Source organism: Pseudomonas sp. Pme6b, assembly GCF_058129925.1.
On the sequence record NZ_CM176704.1, the window covers coordinates 1,756,878 to 1,775,259 of the forward strand.

At 55.9% G+C, this 18,382-nt stretch carries 13 protein-coding genes, 4 pseudogenes and 1 other annotated feature; of the genes and pseudogenes, 6 read left to right on the forward strand and 11 right to left on the reverse strand.

Annotated features, from left to right (window positions below; translation table 11 throughout):
- The first annotated feature begins 48 nt into the window (after positions 1 to 48).
- Entirely contained in the window at positions 49 to 363 is a 315-nt protein-coding gene (locus tag AC4ANE_RS07940; RefSeq protein WP_002554784.1) for a hypothetical protein, read from the forward strand.
- 303 nt (positions 364 to 666) lie between these two features.
- On the opposite strand, the pseudogene AC4ANE_RS07945 reads toward AC4ANE_RS07940, so the two are convergent.
- Positions 667 to 5,476: pseudogene (locus AC4ANE_RS07945) on the reverse strand (M10 family metallopeptidase C-terminal domain-containing protein).
- Positions 5,477 to 5,741: 265 nt separating this feature from the next.
- On the opposite strand from AC4ANE_RS07945, the gene AC4ANE_RS07950 reads away from it, so the two are divergent.
- Complete coding sequence (locus tag AC4ANE_RS07950) at positions 5,742 to 6,620, forward strand: carboxylate/amino acid/amine transporter (protein WP_002554782.1); 879 nt, start codon at positions 5,742 to 5,744, stop codon at positions 6,618 to 6,620.
- A 1-nt stretch (position 6,621) separates the two neighbouring features.
- On the opposite strand, the gene AC4ANE_RS07955 is transcribed toward AC4ANE_RS07950, so the two are convergent.
- Both AC4ANE_RS07955 and AC4ANE_RS07960 read right to left on the reverse strand, forming a co-directional pair.
- Positions 6,622 to 7,356, reverse strand: a complete 735-nt coding sequence (locus tag AC4ANE_RS07955) for an SDR family NAD(P)-dependent oxidoreductase (protein ID WP_002554781.1) — start codon at positions 7,354 to 7,356, stop codon at positions 6,622 to 6,624.
- A gap of 75 nt (positions 7,357 to 7,431) precedes the next feature.
- Positions 7,432 to 7,977, reverse strand: a pseudogene (locus AC4ANE_RS07960) (BRO-N domain-containing protein).
- Between the two features lie 454 nt (positions 7,978 to 8,431).
- On the opposite strand from AC4ANE_RS07960, the gene AC4ANE_RS07965 reads away from it, so the two are divergent.
- Positions 8,432 to 9,007, forward strand: coding sequence for a DUF1349 domain-containing protein (locus tag AC4ANE_RS07965; protein WP_002554778.1), 576 nt, complete (start codon positions 8,432 to 8,434; stop codon positions 9,005 to 9,007).
- A 56-nt stretch (positions 9,008 to 9,063) separates the two neighbouring features.
- On the opposite strand, the gene AC4ANE_RS07970 is transcribed toward AC4ANE_RS07965, so the two are convergent.
- The 3 genes and pseudogenes from AC4ANE_RS07970 to relB all read right to left on the reverse strand — a co-directional run bounded on the left by AC4ANE_RS07970 (position 9,064) and on the right by relB (position 10,759).
- On the reverse strand, positions 9,064 to 9,501 hold the full coding sequence (locus tag AC4ANE_RS07970) for a DUF3757 domain-containing protein (RefSeq protein WP_002554777.1): 438 nt from the start codon (positions 9,499 to 9,501) through the stop codon (positions 9,064 to 9,066).
- A 592-nt stretch (positions 9,502 to 10,093) separates the two neighbouring features.
- Positions 10,094 to 10,414: pseudogene (locus tag AC4ANE_RS07975) on the reverse strand (TetR/AcrR family transcriptional regulator); the annotation flags it as partial.
- Between the two features lie 153 nt (positions 10,415 to 10,567).
- The gene (relB, locus tag AC4ANE_RS07980; RefSeq protein ID WP_031598806.1) at positions 10,568 to 10,759 is read right to left on the reverse strand and encodes a type II toxin-antitoxin system RelB family antitoxin; all 192 of its coding nucleotides are present in this window, start codon (positions 10,757 to 10,759) and stop codon (positions 10,568 to 10,570) included.
- A 249-nt stretch (positions 10,760 to 11,008) separates the two neighbouring features.
- Here relB and AC4ANE_RS07985 point away from each other — a divergent pair, with 249 nt between their 5' ends.
- On the forward strand, positions 11,009 to 11,515 hold the full coding sequence (locus tag AC4ANE_RS07985) for a hypothetical protein (RefSeq protein WP_031598808.1): 507 nt from the start codon (positions 11,009 to 11,011) through the stop codon (positions 11,513 to 11,515).
- Positions 11,516 to 11,866: 351 nt separating this feature from the next.
- Here AC4ANE_RS07985 and AC4ANE_RS07990 read toward each other — a convergent pair whose 3' ends face one another.
- From AC4ANE_RS07990 to AC4ANE_RS08000, 3 genes are all read right to left on the reverse strand, one after another.
- Entirely contained in the window at positions 11,867 to 12,847 is a 981-nt protein-coding gene (locus AC4ANE_RS07990; RefSeq protein ID WP_044424202.1) for an IS5 family transposase, read from the reverse strand.
- 278 nt (positions 12,848 to 13,125) lie between these two features.
- Positions 13,126 to 13,359, reverse strand: coding sequence for a hypothetical protein (locus AC4ANE_RS07995; protein WP_223227284.1), 234 nt, complete (start codon positions 13,357 to 13,359; stop codon positions 13,126 to 13,128).
- 282 nt (positions 13,360 to 13,641) lie between these two features.
- Positions 13,642 to 14,864 (reverse strand): IS3-like element IS51 family transposase gene (locus AC4ANE_RS08000; RefSeq protein ID WP_095178853.1). Its coding sequence is split into 2 segments (ribosomal slippage): positions 13,642 to 14,579 and positions 14,579 to 14,864, totalling 1,224 coding nucleotides; the frame shifts between segments, so codons are not numbered across the junction.
- Positions 14,470 to 14,586, reverse strand: a sequence feature (AL1L pseudoknot). It overlaps the preceding gene by 117 nt.
- 426 nt (positions 14,865 to 15,290) lie before the next feature.
- Between AC4ANE_RS08000 and AC4ANE_RS08005 the strand changes: the two genes are divergently transcribed.
- Together AC4ANE_RS08005 and AC4ANE_RS08010 are read left to right on the forward strand one after the other, a co-directional pair.
- A complete protein-coding gene (locus AC4ANE_RS08005; protein WP_155489992.1) occupies positions 15,291 to 15,434 on the forward strand; it encodes a DUF7079 family protein in 144 nt (47 codons plus the stop codon).
- A gap of 75 nt (positions 15,435 to 15,509) precedes the next feature.
- Positions 15,510 to 15,902: pseudogene (locus AC4ANE_RS08010) on the forward strand (transposase); the annotation flags it as partial.
- Here AC4ANE_RS08010 and xopAF read toward each other — a convergent pair.
- Both xopAF and AC4ANE_RS08020 read right to left on the reverse strand, forming a co-directional pair.
- Positions 15,903 to 16,757, reverse strand: a complete 855-nt coding sequence (xopAF, locus tag AC4ANE_RS08015) for a XopAF/AvrXv3 family type III secretion system effector (protein WP_002552532.1) — start codon at positions 16,755 to 16,757, stop codon at positions 15,903 to 15,905.
- Between the two features lie 353 nt (positions 16,758 to 17,110).
- Positions 17,111 to 18,370, reverse strand: coding sequence for an IS256-like element ISPsy17 family transposase (locus tag AC4ANE_RS08020; RefSeq protein ID WP_460408785.1), 1,260 nt, complete (start codon positions 18,368 to 18,370; stop codon positions 17,111 to 17,113).
- Positions 18,371 to 18,382: the final 12 nt, after the last annotated feature.

Below are 18,382 nucleotides of genomic sequence, written 5' to 3' on the forward strand. Positions count from 1 at the left end.
TGCTGGCTATTTGTTCTACTCTGACAATCCCGCTTCGGAGATCGCCGAATGAATCGACTGTGCTGTGTACTGCTGGTCATGTTGCCTGTGACGGCTTTTGCGTACCCCATCGAGGTCGAAAAGCAGTATCAGGGCGTGAAGATCGATTACGTGACGCACGACGTTTATCACAACATCGGGTCAATCACCGTCAGCAACTACGGGGATGTAGACGCCAAATGTTCGGTGGTGTTCGTCAACGGGCCAGAGGCGCCGCGAACCCGGCGTATGCAGGTTGGCGCAGGTCAGAGTGTCGACGCTTCATCCACGTTCAATCGCAGCATCATCAAGTTGCGAATCAGGCTCACCTGCCAGCCAGCCTGAGAGTAGAGCGCTCTTATGGATAAAACAAATTTATGGATGGGTTAGGCAAGGGGCTTGAAGTTTTTAATCGATAAATCGATTTTATAACGGGGTCCCCCGTTGCGTTATACGCAATTGTGGCCGAAGACTGTGGGAGCGAACTTGTTTGCGAAAGGGCCGGTATGATCGCCGAAAATGCATCGGCTGAAATACCGTCTTCGCGAACAGGCGAAGCGTCGCCGCTTCGCTCCCACGTCCTTGGGGCAGAAGCCTGAAAGCTCCTTGTTCCGGGCTTTCAGGACTTGTGCAATACGCTGGGCACAATCAGACGATGATATCGGCCGCTTGCAGACTCTGCACGCCAGTCAGCTGGATTTCAAAGTCCGCCCCGATGTTGTCATCGAGATTGCCGTACAGCACCCCATCGGCGAAGCGAAGCTCGCCGGTGTTGTTGGCGCTGAACGCCGCGTTGCCAATGAACACGAACGCATCGGGTCGGGCATCGAAGCCTGTGAAGTCCAGCTTGTCGCCTTCGGCTGCCTTGAAGCCGTTTATGATGTCGCGCAGGCCGCCCAGGCCTGTCTCGTTGCTGTTGTTGAACACGTAACGGTCTGCACCGGTGCCGCCAATCAGCGTATCAGCGCCTGACCCGCCGATCAGTACGTCTTCACCCGCGCCGCCGGACAAGGTGTCATTGCCACTGCCGCCGTTCAGGACGTTGGCGTTTTTGTTGCCGGTCAACGTGTCGGCAAACTGGCTGCCAGTCAGGTTCTCTGTACCCTTGAGCGTGTCCAACCCGGAGCCGCCGGTGGCCTGTTGAGCGCTGGTGTTCAGCGCAACCGTAACGCCTGCCGTGGCAAACAGATAAGACACCGTGTCATTGCCGTCACGACCGTCCATGACGTTGTCGCCAGCGCCTGCGTAGATCAGGTTATCAAGGGTATTGCCGGTTGCGTTCGCCGCCCCTGTGCCGGTGATGACGATGTTTTCCAGGTTGGCCCCCAGCGTGTAGCTGGCCAGCGAACTGAGCACCGTGTCGATGCCGCCTACCTGCTGATCTGCGTTGGTCTCGACCACTCGGTCGGCTGCATCGTCAACGTAATAACTGTCCGATCCGTCGCCGCCGGTCAGCAGGTCGGCACCCGCTGCGCCGTCGAGAACATTGTTGCTGGCATTGCCGGTGATGACGTTTTTCAGCGCATTGCCGGTGCCGTTGATGGCAGATACGCCGGTAAGCAGCAGGTTTTCCACGTTCGCCCCCAACTGCCAACTGACGGAAGACACCACGGTATCAACCTGCGATGGCGAATCATTGCTCTCGGTGACGGTATCGAGTGCGTTATCGACTACATAGATGTCGTTGCCGTCCCCGCCGGTCATGTCATCTGCGCCCTGATCGCCATCCAGCACGTCATTGCCGGCGCTGCCCACCAATGTGTCGTCGTCACTGGTGCCGAAGATGTTGCCGCCTTCATTCTGGCCACTCTCGAAAATGGCGGTCGGGTCGTTGTTGTCGCTGGCATCGCCACGAAAACCCAGGTCATCGGCAATGAAGTCGGCCAGGCGCTGACCGACGATTTCGGCGGACTCTTCGTGCAGGTGCCAGACGTCATCGGGGTAGACCAGCGGGTTGACCTCGTAACGCAACGGCAGGTCGGTGTAGTCAACTGCCAGCTTGACGTCGGCACGCTCATTGGCGATGGCTTCCTGAGCGTTTCTGACGTATCCGGCACCCTCGACAATAGCGTTGATCTTTTCTTCGGTGTAGCCACGTGCCTTGGCCGCCTCGGTCTGATAGTGGCCGGTTTCGGCCATGTACACGGTGAAGTCGCCTATCTGCGCGTGCAGGTAATCGAACACCTTCAGGGTCGAGGCTTTGTACAGGTCGGCTGCAGCCTGCTTGTCCGTGGCGCGGGCTATTTCCTGCGCGGCTTCTTCACCCTGACCCCAGATAATCCCGGTGGTCACTTTGTCGATAGCCGTTAGTGACGTCAGTTGCGACTTGAGCAGTTCGGTTGCACGCAGCAGCGCAGGGCCTGGCTGATCGGTATCCACCAGCCACCACGAAACACGCTGTTCTTCCTGCGTGCCGGTCGAATAGCCGACCACGGTGCTGCGCAAGGTCGATGCCATCACCGTTGGCGTCGGTGAACTGGCTGCGCACGTCATAATCGGTGTAACGGGCCAGGTCCTTGACCATTTCCGAGGTGCCGGACTGATTGTCGTCTTCGGTCATGCGCAGCAGGCGTGCGTTGGACTGGCCAAGCATCGGCAGATAGAGAATCTCCTGAGCCTCGCGCTGGCCGAACACGAAGTCCGCATCGGTCAGGGTGTCGATCAGGTTGCCGCTCAGGGCGATTTCGAAGCGATTGCCGTCGGCATCCGGCGTGGCGGATTTGACATAGGTCTTGTCGCCGGCTTCGTTGAGGGTCATGTACAAGGTGTGATCTTCACCGTTGCCCAGCCCCAGGAAACCCAGAGCAGAGACGTCTATTTTGTCCTGGCCGGGGGTGAAGTCATAGATTGTGTCGGTGGCCGTCAGCCCGCCAGCATCGTAATCGCGGTAGCTGTCGGTGAGTGTGCTGTAGACGAACGTGTCGGCACCGTCTCCACCGTACAATGCGTCGCGGCCAGCGCCACCGTTGATGATGTCGGCACCGGTATCGCCACGCAGCGTATCGTCGCCACCCAGCCCGAGAATGGTGTCGTCACCTTCGGTGCCATACAGCGCTTCCGCATTTTCGGTGCCGGTGAGGGTCCCCGGCGTCACGTTGCCCACATTGATGGCAAAACTGTCGGCCACCGAAGCGCCGGTGGCGTCGCTCGCGGTCAGCAATACCGAATAAAGCCCGGATGCCGTGCCGCCCGGCGTGCCGCTGAAGGTCAGGGTCTTGCTGTCGAACTTCAACCAGTCGGGCAGGGCGCTGTTATCGGTCAGGGTCGCGCTGTAGGTCAGCGTGTTGCTGTCCGGATCACTGAAACTGCCCGGTTGTATCGCGTAGGAAAACGCCTTCAACTCGGTAACGTTCTGATCCATCAGCGGTGTATTAAGTACCGGGGCCTGATTGGCGGCTGAGGCTGTAGAGAAGATGAAGTTGGACGCGCTCAGTTTGTCGAGCAGGTTGCCTTCCAGTGCAATCTCGAAGCGATTGCCGGTGGTGTCGACCGCATTGGTCTTGATGTAGGTCTTGCTGCCGTCGGCATTGACGGACAGGTAAATGGTGTTGGCGCTGCCATCGCCCAGGCCGCGCAGGCCGATGCTGGACAGATCGATGCGGTCTTCGGCAGGGTTGAAGTCGGTGATCGTGTCGCTCTGCTTGGTGCCGCTGGCGTTGTAATTGCGGTAGCTGTCCAGGCGCGAGTTGTAGATGAACAGGTCCGCGCCCGCGCCACCGGTCAGAATATCGGCATCAGCCCCGCCATTGATGAGATCTGCACCGGCACCGCCATTGATGCGGTCTGTACCGGCGTTGCCGTTCATCACGTCGTTGCCGTCGGTGCCGGTCAGGGTATCGCCGCCCGCAGTGCCTTCGATGACCCGCTGGAAGATGAAATGGCTGGCATTGAGCGTGTCTTTCAGGTTGCCGCTCAGGCCCAGCTCGAATCGGTTGCCGCTGGCATCGGCGTCGAGTGATTTGACGTAAGTGCGGTCCAGCGTGGCGTTGTAGCTGATGTTCAGCGTGCCGCCCTTGCCGCTGCCCAGCCCGGTGAAGCCCAGGTTGCTCAGGTCGATGCGGTCCTGGCTGATATCGAAGTCGGTGACCAGATCGGTGGAACTGGTGGTCGCTGTACGGTAGCTGTCGGTCAACTGATCGAAGCGAAACGTGTCGGCACCCGCGCCACCGGTGAGCTTGTCGGCTCCCGCACCGCCGACCAGAATATCGTCGCCCGCAGCGCCGTTGAGCGTGTCCTTGCCAGCCAGACCGAGAATCATTTCATTGGCTGCGCCACCGGTGATCGCATCGTTGGCGTCGGTACCCTGCACGGTGACCAGCGGAAAAGAATCACCGGCAAAGCTGCCGTCACCATAAACCAGCGTCAGGCCTTTGCTGGTGTGGCTGATGGTGTTGCCCACGATGCTGTTGCGATCGGTGCCATCTTCGTTGCGCTCGGCAACGCCGTAGGTGGAGTTGTCGCTGCCGGTAATCACGTTGCCGCGGATCAGGTTGTCGCTGCCGTTGAAATACTTGCCGGAAACGCCTGAAGTGTCGTCGTAAGACTGGATGATAATCTCCGGCACCGGGGCGCCGAGGGAGTTGTTGCTCAGGGTGTTATCAAACACATCCACCCCGGAACTGCCGTAGATGCGCACACCGGCACTGCCGTTGTCGTGAATGTCCAGGCCACTGACAGAGACCTGACTGGACAGCTTGATCAGCACGCCTTCAGCACCGTTGCCATAGACCGCGCCGCCGGTGATGGTGATATTGGCAGGCGAGGGGATGTTTTCACTGCCGCGCTGCACCACGATGCCGGTGCTGCCATTGCCATAGGCAACGTTGTTGCTCAGGGTGAAGTCGTGGGTGCTGGTGACCACGTTGAAGCCGTGACGATCGTTGTCGTACGCAACGTTGTTTTCAAACACGCTGTCGCTCAGGTAATCGGCCACGAAGCCGTCCAGGCCGTTACCATGGGATACGCTGTTTTTGATCACCATGTTGACGGTCTGCTCGTGCGGGTCGAAGCCGTAGCCCGAGCAGTCCTTGATCTCGACGCTGTCGAGCGTAACGTTCGAATCCTTGCCGTCAGAACCTGGAATGTAGCCGTTGAACCAGCCGTCCACCTTGCCGGTGGTGGCGTCCCGGTTACCGTCCAGCGTCAGGTTCTTCATGCCGAAGTCGTGGGTTTCTTCGCCGTAGGCGGAACGCACGATGCCGGTGACCTTGGTGTCCGAGCCATCCGCCAGCTTGATGACTGTCTCGCCCATGCCCGCGCCCGATAGGGTCACGTTGCTTTTGAGCATCAGGCAGCCGTCGGAAGGCTCCTCGCCACCGGACACAATGTAGGTCCCGGCTGCCAGCACAACTTCTCCACCGCCAGCCGCTGCAGCTGCATCAATAGTGGCCTGAATGGCTGCTGTATCGTCCGTGACGCCGTCGCCCACTGCACCAAAGTCTTTTGTGTTGAATATCATGGTGTTACTCCGGGCGACGAGGATTTTAGGTGATGAAGTCAATATTGCAGCGCCCCGGAGTAAGACCCTCCATTAAGGAAAAGTTGCGTGATATAGGCTATATTTTCGCCGAAACCGACGACATGTGCGTCAAACATACGACTGTCATATTTGTGACGGGTAACGCGGGGCGCGGCGACGGGTTGGCGTCAAAAAGCGGCGGCCTTCGAGTGGACAGTGAGTGACGCAGCCGCTATGGTCGCGCCCTTCAAAAATGGGGGCAGGCATGGGTTATCTACTTATCGTCACACTGATTCAGGCGTTTTCGTTCAGCCTGATCGGTGTCTATCTGGCCGGGCACGTCGACAGCTATTTCGCGGTGCTGATCCGCGTGGTGCTCGCCGGTCTGGTATTCATCCCGCTGACCCGCTGGCGTCAGGTTGAACCCCGCTTCATGCGTGGCATGCTGCTGATCGGCGCGCTGCAATTCGGCGTCACGTATGTCTGTCTGTACCTGAGTTTCAGGGGGCTGACCGTGCCCGAAGTGTTGCTGTTTACCATCCTCACGCCACTGCACGTGACGCTGATCGAAGACGCGCTGAACCGGCGCTTCAACCCTTGGGCCTTGCTCGCGGCGATGGTCGCTGTGCTGGGTGCGGGTGTGATTCGTTACGACGGTCTGGACGGCGACTTCCTCGGCGGTTTCCTGCTACTGCAACTGGCCAACTTCACCTACGCCGCCGGGCAAGTGCTGTACAAACATCTGGTGGCGCGGCACCCCAGCGATCTGCCGCATTACCGACGTTTCGGTTATTTCTACCTGGGTGCACTGGCGGTGGTATTGCCCGCGTTCCTGATGTTCGGCAACCCGCAACACCTGCCCGAAGCGCCGACCCAGTGGATCGTACTGCTATTCCTCGGCCTGTGTTCGACGGCGCTGGGCATGTACTGGTGGAATAAAGGCGCGTGCATGGTCAATGGCGGCACACTGGCAGTCATGAATAACCTGCATTTGCCGCTGGGGCTGTTGATCAATCTGCTGATCTGGAACCAGCATGAGGACTTCACCCGCCTGCTGATCGGCGGCGGGGTGATTGTGGCGTCGGTGTGGATCAGTCGCCTGGGCGTGCGGCGCGTGCCGGAGAGCGTTTCCGGCACACGTTGAGTCAGACGTGCTGGCCGCCGTTGACGTGAATCTCCGCACCGTTCACGTAGGACGCGCCAGCCGTACACAGGAAGTAGATCAGCGAAGCGACTTCCTCGGGCTTGCCCAGCCGGTGCATCGGCACCAGCCGCTCGACAATTTCCGCCGTGCCGGGTGACAGGATCGACGTATCGATCTCGCCCGGTGCGATGGCATTGACCCGTATCCCGTGCGGGCCGAAATCGAAGGCCATTTCCCGGGTCAGCGCCGACAGTGCCGCCTTGGACGTGGCATAGGCGACCCCGGCAAAAGGGTGAACCTTCGAGCCGGCAATCGAGGTGACATTGATGATGCTGCCCTTGGCCGCTTTCAACTCGTCAAACAGCCCGCGAGCCAGTAGCGCCGTGGAGAACAGGTTGACATTGAACACCTTGATCCAGGTGCTGTAATCAGACTCCAGAACGCCCATGCGACCGCCTTCCGCCGTCTTCGGCGAAACCCCCGCATTGTTCACCAGCGCATCCAGACGCCCGCCGAGCTTGTCCTTGATCGCCGCCATGCTCGCGCTGACGCTATCGATATCTTCCAAGTCCAGATGGATATGATTGAGCAGACCTTCAGTCCACGGACAGTCATCCACCCAGTTCTGCCTGGACGCCGTGAAAACTTCCCAGCCTGCGGCATTGAAATGCTTGACCGTGGCATGACCGATCCCCCGGCTTGCGCCAGTCAGCAACAGCTTTTTCTTGTCGCCCATGAGTGCGTTCCGGTTTTTGAGGGTGGATGCATCATGTTTTTTGGCGGGCGGGGTGTCAACGCTGTTTGTCCGGTGTCAGGCCGCAGAACGTATGCGGTTAATCCGCCTCAAGACCCTGTGCCATATTGCCCGCTTCGGCTGGGGTTTTGCTTCGCTCACCACAGTCGGCATATCTCGCAAGCGAATCCAGGTTTCACTGCGCCAGTGCAGCACGCTCAGCGAGGTGCCCGGCCACTGCAACTGGCTCATTCTGGGGTTATCCAGCGTCACGCTCTGCTGATCATGCAGCACCGTTAGCACCTCATGCGTCAGCTACTGACGCAGCGCGCGGTTTTCCGGCACGTAATGATGAACCAGCAACGCCAGCACGCCGGATTCGCTGATCATCAGCTGCCGCTGGCATTCGCCATTGGCCTGCAATCAGACCTCGCGACGCTGATCGGCATCAAGCTTGAGCGTGGCGCGCTCGTCCAACGCCTTGCCCATCAGACGGGCAAGGTCGGCCAGGCAAAACCATGCCTGGGCGTCGGTAAAAATGGCGCGCAGCATGCGGCTGTGACGGAGGAAGAGGGTGGCTTCGAAGTGGGGTGTGCGTGGCGCACAGGGGGTGACGGTGAGCATGGGTGCAGCTCCTGGATATGAGACTGCCACAAGACGTCGTCAAACGAATGGGTGGCAGCTGTGCGAAGGTTGACGAACCGGTATCCAGGAAACCGGCAGACCCGAGGGTCTCCGACGCACAGCCGCCATAGCACGTGCCTCAAGTCTGGCTTGATGCAGTGGGTGGGGCGCTGACACACCTGGATAGAGCGGATCGTCAAATCCGGCCGCTGATTTGGCAGCGAACGGCGGGGAGGTTCGCGTGGTGAGGGTAGGGTGGCAAGGGTGTGGGGTTGAAGTGTAGGAAACGGCATTTTTTGCGGCGGCTGCGATGTGTGAGTTTTTAGGTTGTGTTCAGATATCGTCTTGTCGGTTGATGTTTATTATTGGAGGGTGCCCATCTGCATGGGTTAGATGAGGTCACGCCACCCGGTAACGCCTTCATCACCCTCGACAATCTCACACAGGAGGCAACATGTTCGACAAAGGCATCTGGCTGAACGAGCCCCGGCACTGGAACGTGGCGGAAGGGCGTCTGACAGTCACCACAGATCCGCAAACCGATTTCTGGCAACAGACGCACTATGGCTTTTGCCGCGACACTGGTCATTTTCTGGGTGTTTCGGTGACAGGTGATTTCACTGCGCAAGTGCATGTGCAGGGTGATTTCAAGACGCTTTACGATCAGGCGGGCTTGATGGTCCGCATTGACGAGCGCAACTGGGTCAAAACCGGCGTTGAAGTCAGCGACGGAGCCCTGATGCTGGGCAGCGTTCTAACCTGCGGGCAATCGGATTGGGCGACGGGTGCTTTTGATGGGTCATCATCCGGCCTCTGGCTGCGAGTCACTGTCGCCAATGGCGTTATGCGTATTCAGCACTCCAGCGACGCGCTGCGCTGGCCGCTGCTGCGCCTTGCGCCATTTCCAGCGAGTGATGTTTATGCAGTAGGCCCGATGTGCTGCAGTCCGGAGCGGGGAGGGCTGGAAGTGGTGTTCTCTCATTTCGAGGTGATGCATGCACTGGGCAAGGATTTGCATGATCTGACGTGAGTTGCTCTTCAGCGAGCCATTGCAGGCCCGCTGAAGAACGACAGGGTTATCTTGTGTTACTGAACGACAGTGAACTTGCAGTTTTCAGGTGATGTTTTCTCACACACGTTATAAACAAGGCCAAAAGGCCCATTTTCTTTCTTCCAGGCACCGCTTGCAGTTTTTACGGTGAAAGTCTTATTTTTATTAGCGATGAAGCGCATGTCCAGCGCTTCGCGCCCACCGATGTTGTAGGTACAGTATTGCAGCATCTGAGGCGTGTCTGGGCCCTCTTGAATAATAAGGGCCAAGTCAAAGGACTGCGCAGGCATTTTCTTTTTCACAACGCCTTGCATCACGCCGGTCCACTCGCCGTCATTACCGCTCGCCCGGTAAACACCGGGTGAGACCTGCTCGATCTTCTCGACGGCAGGGCAGTTTTCCGCCGCTTGAGAGGTCATGGACATGCCCAGCAGGCAGGTAGCAATTGCGGCGCTGATTAATACTTTTTTCATGATATTCCTTTAATTGAGAATTTAATTCTTGATGTGTTTATATGGCCGTTAGTGCGGATATTTGACGCAGTTGCACAGCGCGTGTTTGTTGTCAGGTACGCCAGTTGGTTGCATGTTTCTGTTTGGTGTGTGGCAGTGGTTTTGTTGCTTATTGTTTCGTTGTTAAAGGTGTGCGTATTTTAGTAAATATTTGATCGTATCCAGTGTGGATGAATTTATCTTAGGCGCTAGAGTGTTTATTGTCTGCACCTTCAGGCCTTAATTGTTTGTAGGAAATGGCGTTGGTTTGTGTGGGGATAATGGGCTGGCTTATTATTTCTGAAACCCTGTTCACATAGGTATTGCAAGCGACGCACGGGATGACGGCTCGAAGGGATGAGCGCGGTAGGCTTTAGAATTGCGACATTATTTGATCATCGGACATTTCTACCTGGCGATGTTCTCAGCGGATTTGGTTTGCGGGGTAGTGATATTGCGCGGGAAGCGAAGTCACTAATTTGCGAGTTATAGCTTGCCCCCTAACTGGGGCGGTTGTAGAGGTGTTGACTACTCTCGCGGCTTAATAGCAAAGAGCAGTCGTTACTCCTCATCCTCAAGCGGGAATCAATCCTGCTTCCTGATAGCTTAAAATCAAATCGTCAAACAGCTGGATATCCTCTCGCGTTCTAGCGATGAGCTGAGCGCCTGCTACGGCTGTTTAGATCGCACGAGCACGTCGTTCACAACTTTTAGTGTCACCCCATTTGCTGTCAGCGAGAACGTCCGCAAGCCACTTTATGTTCACGTCTGCGAACGCCTTCACTTCCTTGGACACTTGATCAGGAAGGTCTTCAAACTCGGCGGCCATGAAGCTCGAGATGCACAACCTATTCCTGTTCGCCAGGGATTTACGGAAAATCGACGGATAGAGCTGCTTCCAGGCACTCGCTTATAGCTTTATAAGTAAGGGAGTAGAGCTGAAGTGGCTACTGCTTTTACCATTCCCGGCTCGCTGGCTACTCGTACGTTTCTGTCTGCAATGTAGGAAAGGATTTGCTACAGGTTAATTCGCGCTGCCGACAGCCACTCAGCCAGCATCTGGCGGGGTCTGCTTCGACTCTAGAAAGACATGCATCTCGGCCATGACCTGATCGTGTGGAATATTGGGCGTTGGATCGTTGATTGAGGCTTGGACCTGCGTACGAAACCACTTGTCATAGCGGGTGACCTGTTTCTCAGTTTCAAATTCCGACACGATTGGAGAACTTCGAACGCTCATGATCCAGCTCCTATTGGTTGTGAATCCATCTTAGGTGCTCAGCGGCGCATTATCTGCGCCTATCTGCCTGATTTTCTGTAGGAAACGGCTCTGTCGCCGGATCAGCCCCGAGCAGCGCTGACGCCCCCTGCAACTTACAATTGGCACGATTTCTAGAGTTTCCATTACCTTCGTTTTTTCGAGAGCAGACGACAATGTTTTCCTACTGAATTAGAATACAGTTATTTATAGGAAAGTCGGAAAGAACGCATGGCAAGCAACATTCATAGCCCTAGTGTTGATGACCAGATCTCTTACCTAAGAGAAGCGTTAGAGCTACGTCTTCTTGAGGTTTCGGACATTGTGCAATGGGCGGACGATCAGATCACTGCACGGGAAAATCCTACCTATGAACTGATAGAGCTCGCGCTGATGAGTGACTCGAATCGGTACGACACCGCAAATCAGTTACTTCGAGTCGGGACTCCCTCCTTGAGCCGCGCAGAGGTGTTGCCCTATGTGCTCGCCAAGGCACATGAAAAACTACTTGTAGATCCTGATTTTGGAAAGGTCTTAGCAGAGGGAATGTACCAATCCTGGTTTCGATCGAATTACGACTTTCCTGACGCTCTTAGCCTGTGCGGCTATTTCGAGGATGCTTATTCATTGGCTGAGAGCGGGATAGTTGGAACAGTGGACCAGATCAACCGGGAATTGCTTGAGTTTACTGCCCAGTTTCAGGACTGCAACTGGTTCGCGAGCGTGCTTGGCCGATAGCGTTCTCGTTTTGAGGCTGGATCCGAGATTATGGGACCAGAAGACATTAGCGCTAAGCGCTCACGAAAGTCATACGTGACTCAGGCAGGCATCCGCTGACGATGCGATAGCAATTGGCCAATCTCACTGGCCGCTACGTCGGCAACCTAGCCAGCGCGTTCGACATACCTGCACGCGTATCCATCGGTTCGGTGGAGAGCCAGATGGCGTCAATGCGGACCACTAGGGATGCTCCGATCAACTTGCCGCGCAGCGGTGGCAAGCCGTAATTTGCCAGGCACATAGCGCTATTTTTCTGAAAACGGTCTGATGCAGTGTGAGTCGAGCGCGTTTTTCGCTCGGTTTTCCGTGTTAAGCGCGCAACTCACCCAAACCCATTAGTCGCTTTCGAGCCATCCACAGGTTCGACAGGGCGAACAGCGTGGTCAGTTGGGCCGTGTTTTTCATCAGCCCACGAAAGCGTACTTTCACGTAACCAAACTGGCGCTTGATGACCCGAAACGGATGCTCGACCTTGGCGCGTGTCTGCGCTTTGCAGTACTCGATCTTGCGCTTGGCTTTGTACAACAGGCTGCGTTTGTTCAGCTTGGAATACGTGCTGCGCCGCGCCGCGATTTGCCAGATCACGTTACGATTTTCGTGCTCTTCACGCTTCTCGACACCGGTGTAGCCAGCGTCCGCATAGACCGCGTTTTCTTCCCCGTGGAGCAGTTCGGCGACTTGAGTGACATCGGCCACATTGGCCGCAGTGCCATGGACGTGATGAACCAGTCCAGACTCAACGTCAGCGCCGATGTGGGCCTTCATACCGAAGAAATACTGGTTACCCTTCTTTGTCTGATGCATCTCGGGATCACGCTCGCCGTCTTTGTTCTTGGTCGAGCTTGGGGCATGAATAATGGTGGCATCGACGATGGTGCCCTGGCGCAGCGACAGGCCTTTTTCCTGCAAATAACCGTTGATGACCGCGAGGATTGCAGGAGCCAGTTGATGTTTCTCCAGCAGGTGCCGGAAGTTCATGATCGTGGTGTCTTCCGGTATCGGCGCACTCAACGTCAGGCGTGCAAACTGGCGCATGGGGGTGATTTCGTAGAGCGCTTCTTCCATGGCCGGATCACTCAGGGAGAACCAGTTCTGCAGCAGGTGAATGCGCAGCATGGTTTCCAGCGGATAAGGTTTTCTGCCACCGCCGGCCTTGGGGTAGAACGGTTCGATCAGGCCCAGCAGACCTGTCCAGGGGACGACCTGATCCATCTCGGCGAGGAAGCGTTCGCGGCGTGTCTGCTTGCGCTTGCTGGCATATTCGAAATCGGAAAAGCTCATCTGGCTCATGGGAGGCTCGGATCAGGTGGTCAGGCGATTTTCGCATAACCGGGACTTGTTCGGAGATTCCCTAGGTAACCTTAATGACTGTCGGCAGTTGGAGTTATGCGGAAACGCTGTTGGGGGCCTATGGCACATTGAAGGCTGAACAGGATCCCCTCGGCTCATGGTGACCGAGGCGCGTGTTTGGGGTACACAGATCAATAGGCCAAGCTTCTGGCCATTCTTACGATGCTTTCCTGTGTCCATTGCTCCACCATGGGACGTGTGGCAGGTATGAAAAGTCGTCACTCGCTGACAAACTTTTCACGACGCATCGGCATTGTATAGCTGTTGGAGGCAGTCGCTGGTGGCTCTTCTATCTTCGCCATTTCTAAGTTCTTCAACGTAATGCGATACCAGCCACTGTTGAATGCGGCCATTTCGAAGCAGGACATAATCAGCTTGGACAGGCTGTTCGGAGAAACGAAATAGAGACCAGCAGTACGCCCCTCCACCGGCACACTTGCATCAGTTTCCAACAGGATGAGACCGTCGTCGAAAACACGCCAGGACGTTTCTCCCTACTTCAAACCCGTGAACGACCTGTCATCCCATTCTTCATAGCCCTGCTTAAACTTCGCTAAGCCCAGATTATGAAGGCTTTGGAAAATATCATCACGGCGTTGGGTAGTCCCGTGCACAGCATGCTGCTCGACGGGCTGTGGCAAAAAGGCAAACTCAAGTTTTGGCGCAGAGTGCCCACTGTACGAACGAGCGCCTGATGAACCGCCCCGGGTTTCTCGGAGACCCTTTTGTTTGAGTCATGCCACCTGGGCAGACTCGGTGAGTTGCTGATAATAGATTGCTTCTGCTTCGACCGGTGGAATATGACCGATTGGCTCCAGCAGGCGGCGGTGATTGAACCAGTCCACCCATTTCAGGGTTTCCAGCTCCACCGCCCCCCGTGTGGGCCAAGAGCGTCGATGAATCACTTCAGCCTTGTAAAGACCATTGATGGTCTCAGCCAAAGCATTGTCGTAAGAGTCACCGACACTCCCGACCGATGGCTCAATACCGGCTTCGACAAGACGCTCGGTATAGCGAATGGACACGTACTGCACGCCACGGTCACTGTGGTGAATGAGTCCACCCTGCTTGACTGGGCGACGGGCGTAAAGGGCTTGCTCCAGTGCATCGAGTACAAAATCGGTACGCGCTGAACTGGACACCTTCCAACCGACGATGAATCGGGCAAAGACATCAATGATGAAGGCCACGTAAACAAAACCCTGCCAGGTACTGACGTAGGTAAAGTCCGATACCCATAGGGCGTTCGGGCACTCAGCCACAAACTGACGGTTGACATGATCCTGCGGGCACGGCCTGGCTTGGTCGCTGACCGTCGTCTTGACGGGCTTGCCGCGTACCACGCCTTGCAGGCCCAGCTCTCCCATCAGACGTTGCACCGTACAGCGGGCGACTTGCAGTCCGTCACGCAGCAATTGTCGCCAGACCTTGCGCACGCCATATACCTGAAAGTGCTCATCCCAGACTCGCTGGATGTGCTCACCCAGTTCCTGGTCACGCTGCGCACGCGCTGACTGCTGGCTGGGGTCAGCCTGCTGAGCAGCGTACCGGTAGTACGTCGACGGGGCGATTGGCAACACCTTGCAAATCGGCTCGACCCCGTAAGACTGGCGGTTTTCATCAATAAACGTCTTCATCGTTTGAATGGGCGGTCGAGCTCCGCCTGGGCAAAATAGGCTGAGGCCTTACGCAAGATCTCGTTAGCTTGACGCAACTGACGGTTCTCACGCTCCAAGAGCTTGACTCGCTCACGTTCGACTGTGCTCAGCCCATCACGCTGGCCGCTGTTGCGCTCAGATTGGCGAACCCACAGCCGTAATGTCTCGGGCGTGCAGCCGATCTTGGGGGCAATGGCACTGATGGTGGCCCACTGCGACTCGTACTCAGGAAGGTGTTCGAAAACCATCCTGATGGCCCGCTCACGGACCTCTGGGGAATACTTCGGTAGTTTTTTCATCGCTCCATCCTCTCAAAGGTTGGAGTCTCCGAGAAACCCGGGGCGGTTCATGATGCTTCTTTTCGGTCACTTGATTGACCGCTTGGATTTTGAATTCTTCGGGATAACGTGGGTTGCTCATGGCACCTCCTGATTGGCCTCAGTTTAAGGCATGGAGGTGTCTACAAAACCCGGGGCGATTCAGATTGTGGCATCTGCGACTGAGTATGCAGCGCTCAGGTTCGACCAGGATAACCGAACCAAAGTCTTTCCCGTCAGCCCGTCCAGATAATTTCTACGCTAATAGACTGTTAAAGCCATAGACCTTGGCTTGGGCTTTAGCTTCATCACTGGTTTTCATAATCACCGCACTCACTGATGCCCCATCGAGTTGATCAAGGGTAATGCGGGGGAGGGCTTTTGGACAGCTACCGATCAAGAGGTTTGATGAACGCCGTCGACTCAAACCGATTGAAAGTCTGGCAAGCGCTATCACAATTTTTCTTGGGCACCGAGGTCTATCAGGCGACCTATGATCAGGTGGTCAAGTCGATTGGGGAGAGCGATTACAACCCGGCGCAGGTGCAATGAGGTACCCGGTAGTGTAGTGGTCTAAAGATTCCGGGCACTCATTTAGGCGAGAATATCGCCAGATAGAGGTGTCTGATGACCAAACAACGCCGTAACCTTTCCACTGAATTCAAGCGTGAGGCAGCAGGCCTCGTGCTTGATCAAGGCTACAGCCACATCGAGGCCTCACGTTCGCTGGGAGTTGTCGAGTCTGCGCTGCGTGGCTGGGTGAGCCAGCTCTAGCAGGAGCGCAATGGCGTAATCCCGCAGAGCAAAGCCCTGACGCCAGAGCAGCAGAAAATCCAAGAACTGGAAGCCCGGATTGCCCGTCTTGAGCGGGAGAAATCCGTTTTAAAAAGGACACCTCGCTCTTGCTACTACGACCATTGCTTGCGACGTCGGGCTCCACCCCCACCCCCAAAAAAACACGGGTTCGTCTACGAACTGTTCAGGCAAAATCGAAGCGCTGCCGACAGCTGCAGTATCGTGTCATAAAGCGACCAAATGCTTTATGAATTGAGTCGAGTTGTCATTAAGAATAACGGCGCCAAGCAGTGTTTCAGATGTTCGGTTTGCACAAGTTTCGTCGAATTCAAGCGGGATTCCTTCATCAGCAAACAGGCTTTTCAATGCCTCCGCAGTGCTGACTGAGAAATCACCCTCTCTATTTCCTCCATGCAGGGCTGCGCGCATTGTTAGCCCCTGTTCCTTAATATCCCGCAGATAATCGCGCACAGACGCTAAAACTTGTTTTGGCATAAGGTCTTCGCGACGAAAAGGGAGCAGATGGAATACGCGAACTTTCGCCCCCGGCCTACGTTCACCCGTGCCGGCATCTACGTTTTCCGCCGCACACGCGACAGCAATGCACGCACTCATGTTGTCTGCGATGACAGGCATATTTACCTGGCTCGTGCCGGCGCTGTATAAATGCCGAGTCTTTCCATCATTGGGGACATTGTAGTTGAATCCGGCCACTTTGACAGTCGTGGTTCTGTCAATCTGGAAACTGTAATTCAGGCCTGTTTCAGAGTGATATACCTGCACCCAGGGAAGTGCGGATTGACTACGATCTTTTATTAAATTACCGCGATGCCGTCTTTCTGCTTGATAAGCTGCTAAAGAAACCATACTAAGAGTATAATCTTCGCCGCACCGCGCGAGTTGAAAATGAGAAAATGTTGCAGGACGTTCGTCCACCTTGTCTGAGGCTCTATCGCTCGCAGATGCCGTTTGATGACTGGATACGGCTCTGACGTTTGAAGGGTTTACGGGCTCCTCCCAGCGGTCTCTATCACTGTAGCTGTAGCTGCTGCCAGAGTGTTTTGAAATACATAGTCCCATGACGGTTCTCTCTTCGATGTAGGATTAAGCGATAGGCGCGCAGCGACATGACCGAAAAATTAATATGGTCGTTGCCACGCTCCACATGGCTAATATATAGAATTCGCTAGTTTGCTTTCCGTTGGTTATGTGATGCTTGGATTTCGATTGCGACACTGCTCAATGTCGAGCGGGCGGCACACGTTTGAATGGTATGTTTGATCGTATGTGCTGAACATTTGGATACGCGCATGCGTGTAGCTCAAAAAAGAAAGCTACTGAGTGGCTAAAACTCTTCAGCGGTTCCATATCCGGGAGTATCAGTTTTTTTGTGTTCGGGCTGGTTAGGGCCTGCCGTCAGGCAGGCCCTTGTTTTACCAGCTCGGTCTGGTAAATCGGTCTCCGTACAGGATCGCAAATTGATTCATTGCCACTTTCCAGTCGTGTGCCGCATGACCCCAGTTGGCGGTGATGTTGCGCAACCCAAGCCATATCAGTTTCGTCGCGGCCTCATCGGTCGGGAAGTGCCCTCGAGTCTTGATGATCTTGCGTAACTGGGCATTGATGCTCTCGATGGCATTGGTCGTGTAAACCACTTTGCGGATGCCCGCCGGGAAAACAAAAAACGGTATAACCCGATCCCAGGCGCGACGCCATGCAGCAACCACAGTCGGATACTGCTTGCCCCAGGGGCCCGCTTCAAAGGCGTTAAGCTCTTGCTCAGCCACATCTGCATTGATCGCCTGGTAGATCGGCTTGAGTGCTTTGGCCAGTGCCCGACGTTTATCCCAAGCGGCATAGTCCAAGCTGTTGCGGATCAGATGCACGATGCAGGTTTGCAGCGTCGTGGCAGGAAAAACCGCCCCCAACGCCTCCGGTATTCCTTTGAGGCCATCCGTGACGGCGATCAGAACATCTTCAACGCCACGAGTCTTGAGGTCGTTGAACACCTTCATCCAAAACTTGGCACCCTCGGTGCTCTCGATCCATATACCCAGAATGTCGCGCGTGCCATCAGGTAATACCCCCAGCGCCAGATAAATAGCCTTGTTGCACACTAACCCCTCGTCCCGGATTTTGACCCGTAACGCATCGAAGAAGATCACCGGATACATCGGTTCCAAGGGTCGTTGCTGCCAAGTGCCCACCTCTTCCATGACCGCATCGGTGACTGAGCTGATGAAGTCATGGGACACGTTAGTTCCATACTGCTCAGATAGAAAAGCGCGGATCTCACGCACCGTCATGTCCCGGGCGTACATGGCAATTATCTTGTCGTCGAAGCCTGTAAAACGTCGTTCGTGCTTGGGAATCAGGATCGGGGCGAAGCTACCATCGCGGTCTCTGGGGATATCCAGGCGAAGCGGCCCGTCGTCGGTCAGAACCGTCTTGCTGCTTTTGCCATTACGCTGATTGGTCGACTCCTCAGGGCGCTCCGCGCCCTGAGGGTAACCAAGGTGGTGACCCAGCTCGGCGCCTAGCGCACGCTCGATCAGAGCCTTCTTGAACGCCATGGACGCGTCTTGAATGGCTTCGGCGCTCATCGGGCCTTTAACAAACTGCTCGATCAGCTCTTGGGGAATCGAGGGCAACTCCCTCGCTGTTGCATTGGCGGACTTCTTTTTGGTCGGCATACATGCACCTCT

What these genes read in the sequence shown, in the direction of transcription:
- AC4ANE_RS07940 (WP_002554784.1), top strand. Translation starts at nt 49, where the DNA reads ATGAATCGACTGTGCTGTGTACTGCTGGTCATGTTGCCTGTGACGGCT.
- AC4ANE_RS07950 (WP_002554782.1), top strand. Translation starts at nt 5,742, where the DNA reads ATGGGTTATCTACTTATCGTCACACTGATTCAGGCGTTTTCGTTCAGC.
- AC4ANE_RS07955 (WP_002554781.1), bottom strand. Translation starts at nt 7,356, where the DNA reads ATGGGCGACAAGAAAAAGCTGTTGCTGACTGGCGCAAGCCGGGGGATC.
- AC4ANE_RS07965 (WP_002554778.1), top strand. Translation starts at nt 8,432, where the DNA reads ATGTTCGACAAAGGCATCTGGCTGAACGAGCCCCGGCACTGGAACGTG.
- AC4ANE_RS07970 (WP_002554777.1), bottom strand. Translation starts at nt 9,501, where the DNA reads ATGAAAAAAGTATTAATCAGCGCCGCAATTGCTACCTGCCTGCTGGGC.
- relB (WP_031598806.1), bottom strand. Translation starts at nt 10,759, where the DNA reads ATGAGCGTTCGAAGTTCTCCAATCGTGTCGGAATTTGAAACTGAGAAA.
- AC4ANE_RS07985 (WP_031598808.1), top strand. Translation starts at nt 11,009, where the DNA reads ATGGCAAGCAACATTCATAGCCCTAGTGTTGATGACCAGATCTCTTAC.
- AC4ANE_RS07990 (WP_044424202.1), bottom strand. Translation starts at nt 12,847, where the DNA reads ATGAGCCAGATGAGCTTTTCCGATTTCGAATATGCCAGCAAGCGCAAG.
- AC4ANE_RS08005 (WP_155489992.1), top strand. Translation starts at nt 15,291, where the DNA reads ATGAACGCCGTCGACTCAAACCGATTGAAAGTCTGGCAAGCGCTATCA.
- xopAF (WP_002552532.1), bottom strand. Translation starts at nt 16,757, where the DNA reads ATGGGACTATGTATTTCAAAACACTCTGGCAGCAGCTACAGCTACAGT.
- AC4ANE_RS08020 (WP_460408785.1), bottom strand. Translation starts at nt 18,370, where the DNA reads ATGCCGACCAAAAAGAAGTCCGCCAATGCAACAGCGAGGGAGTTGCCC.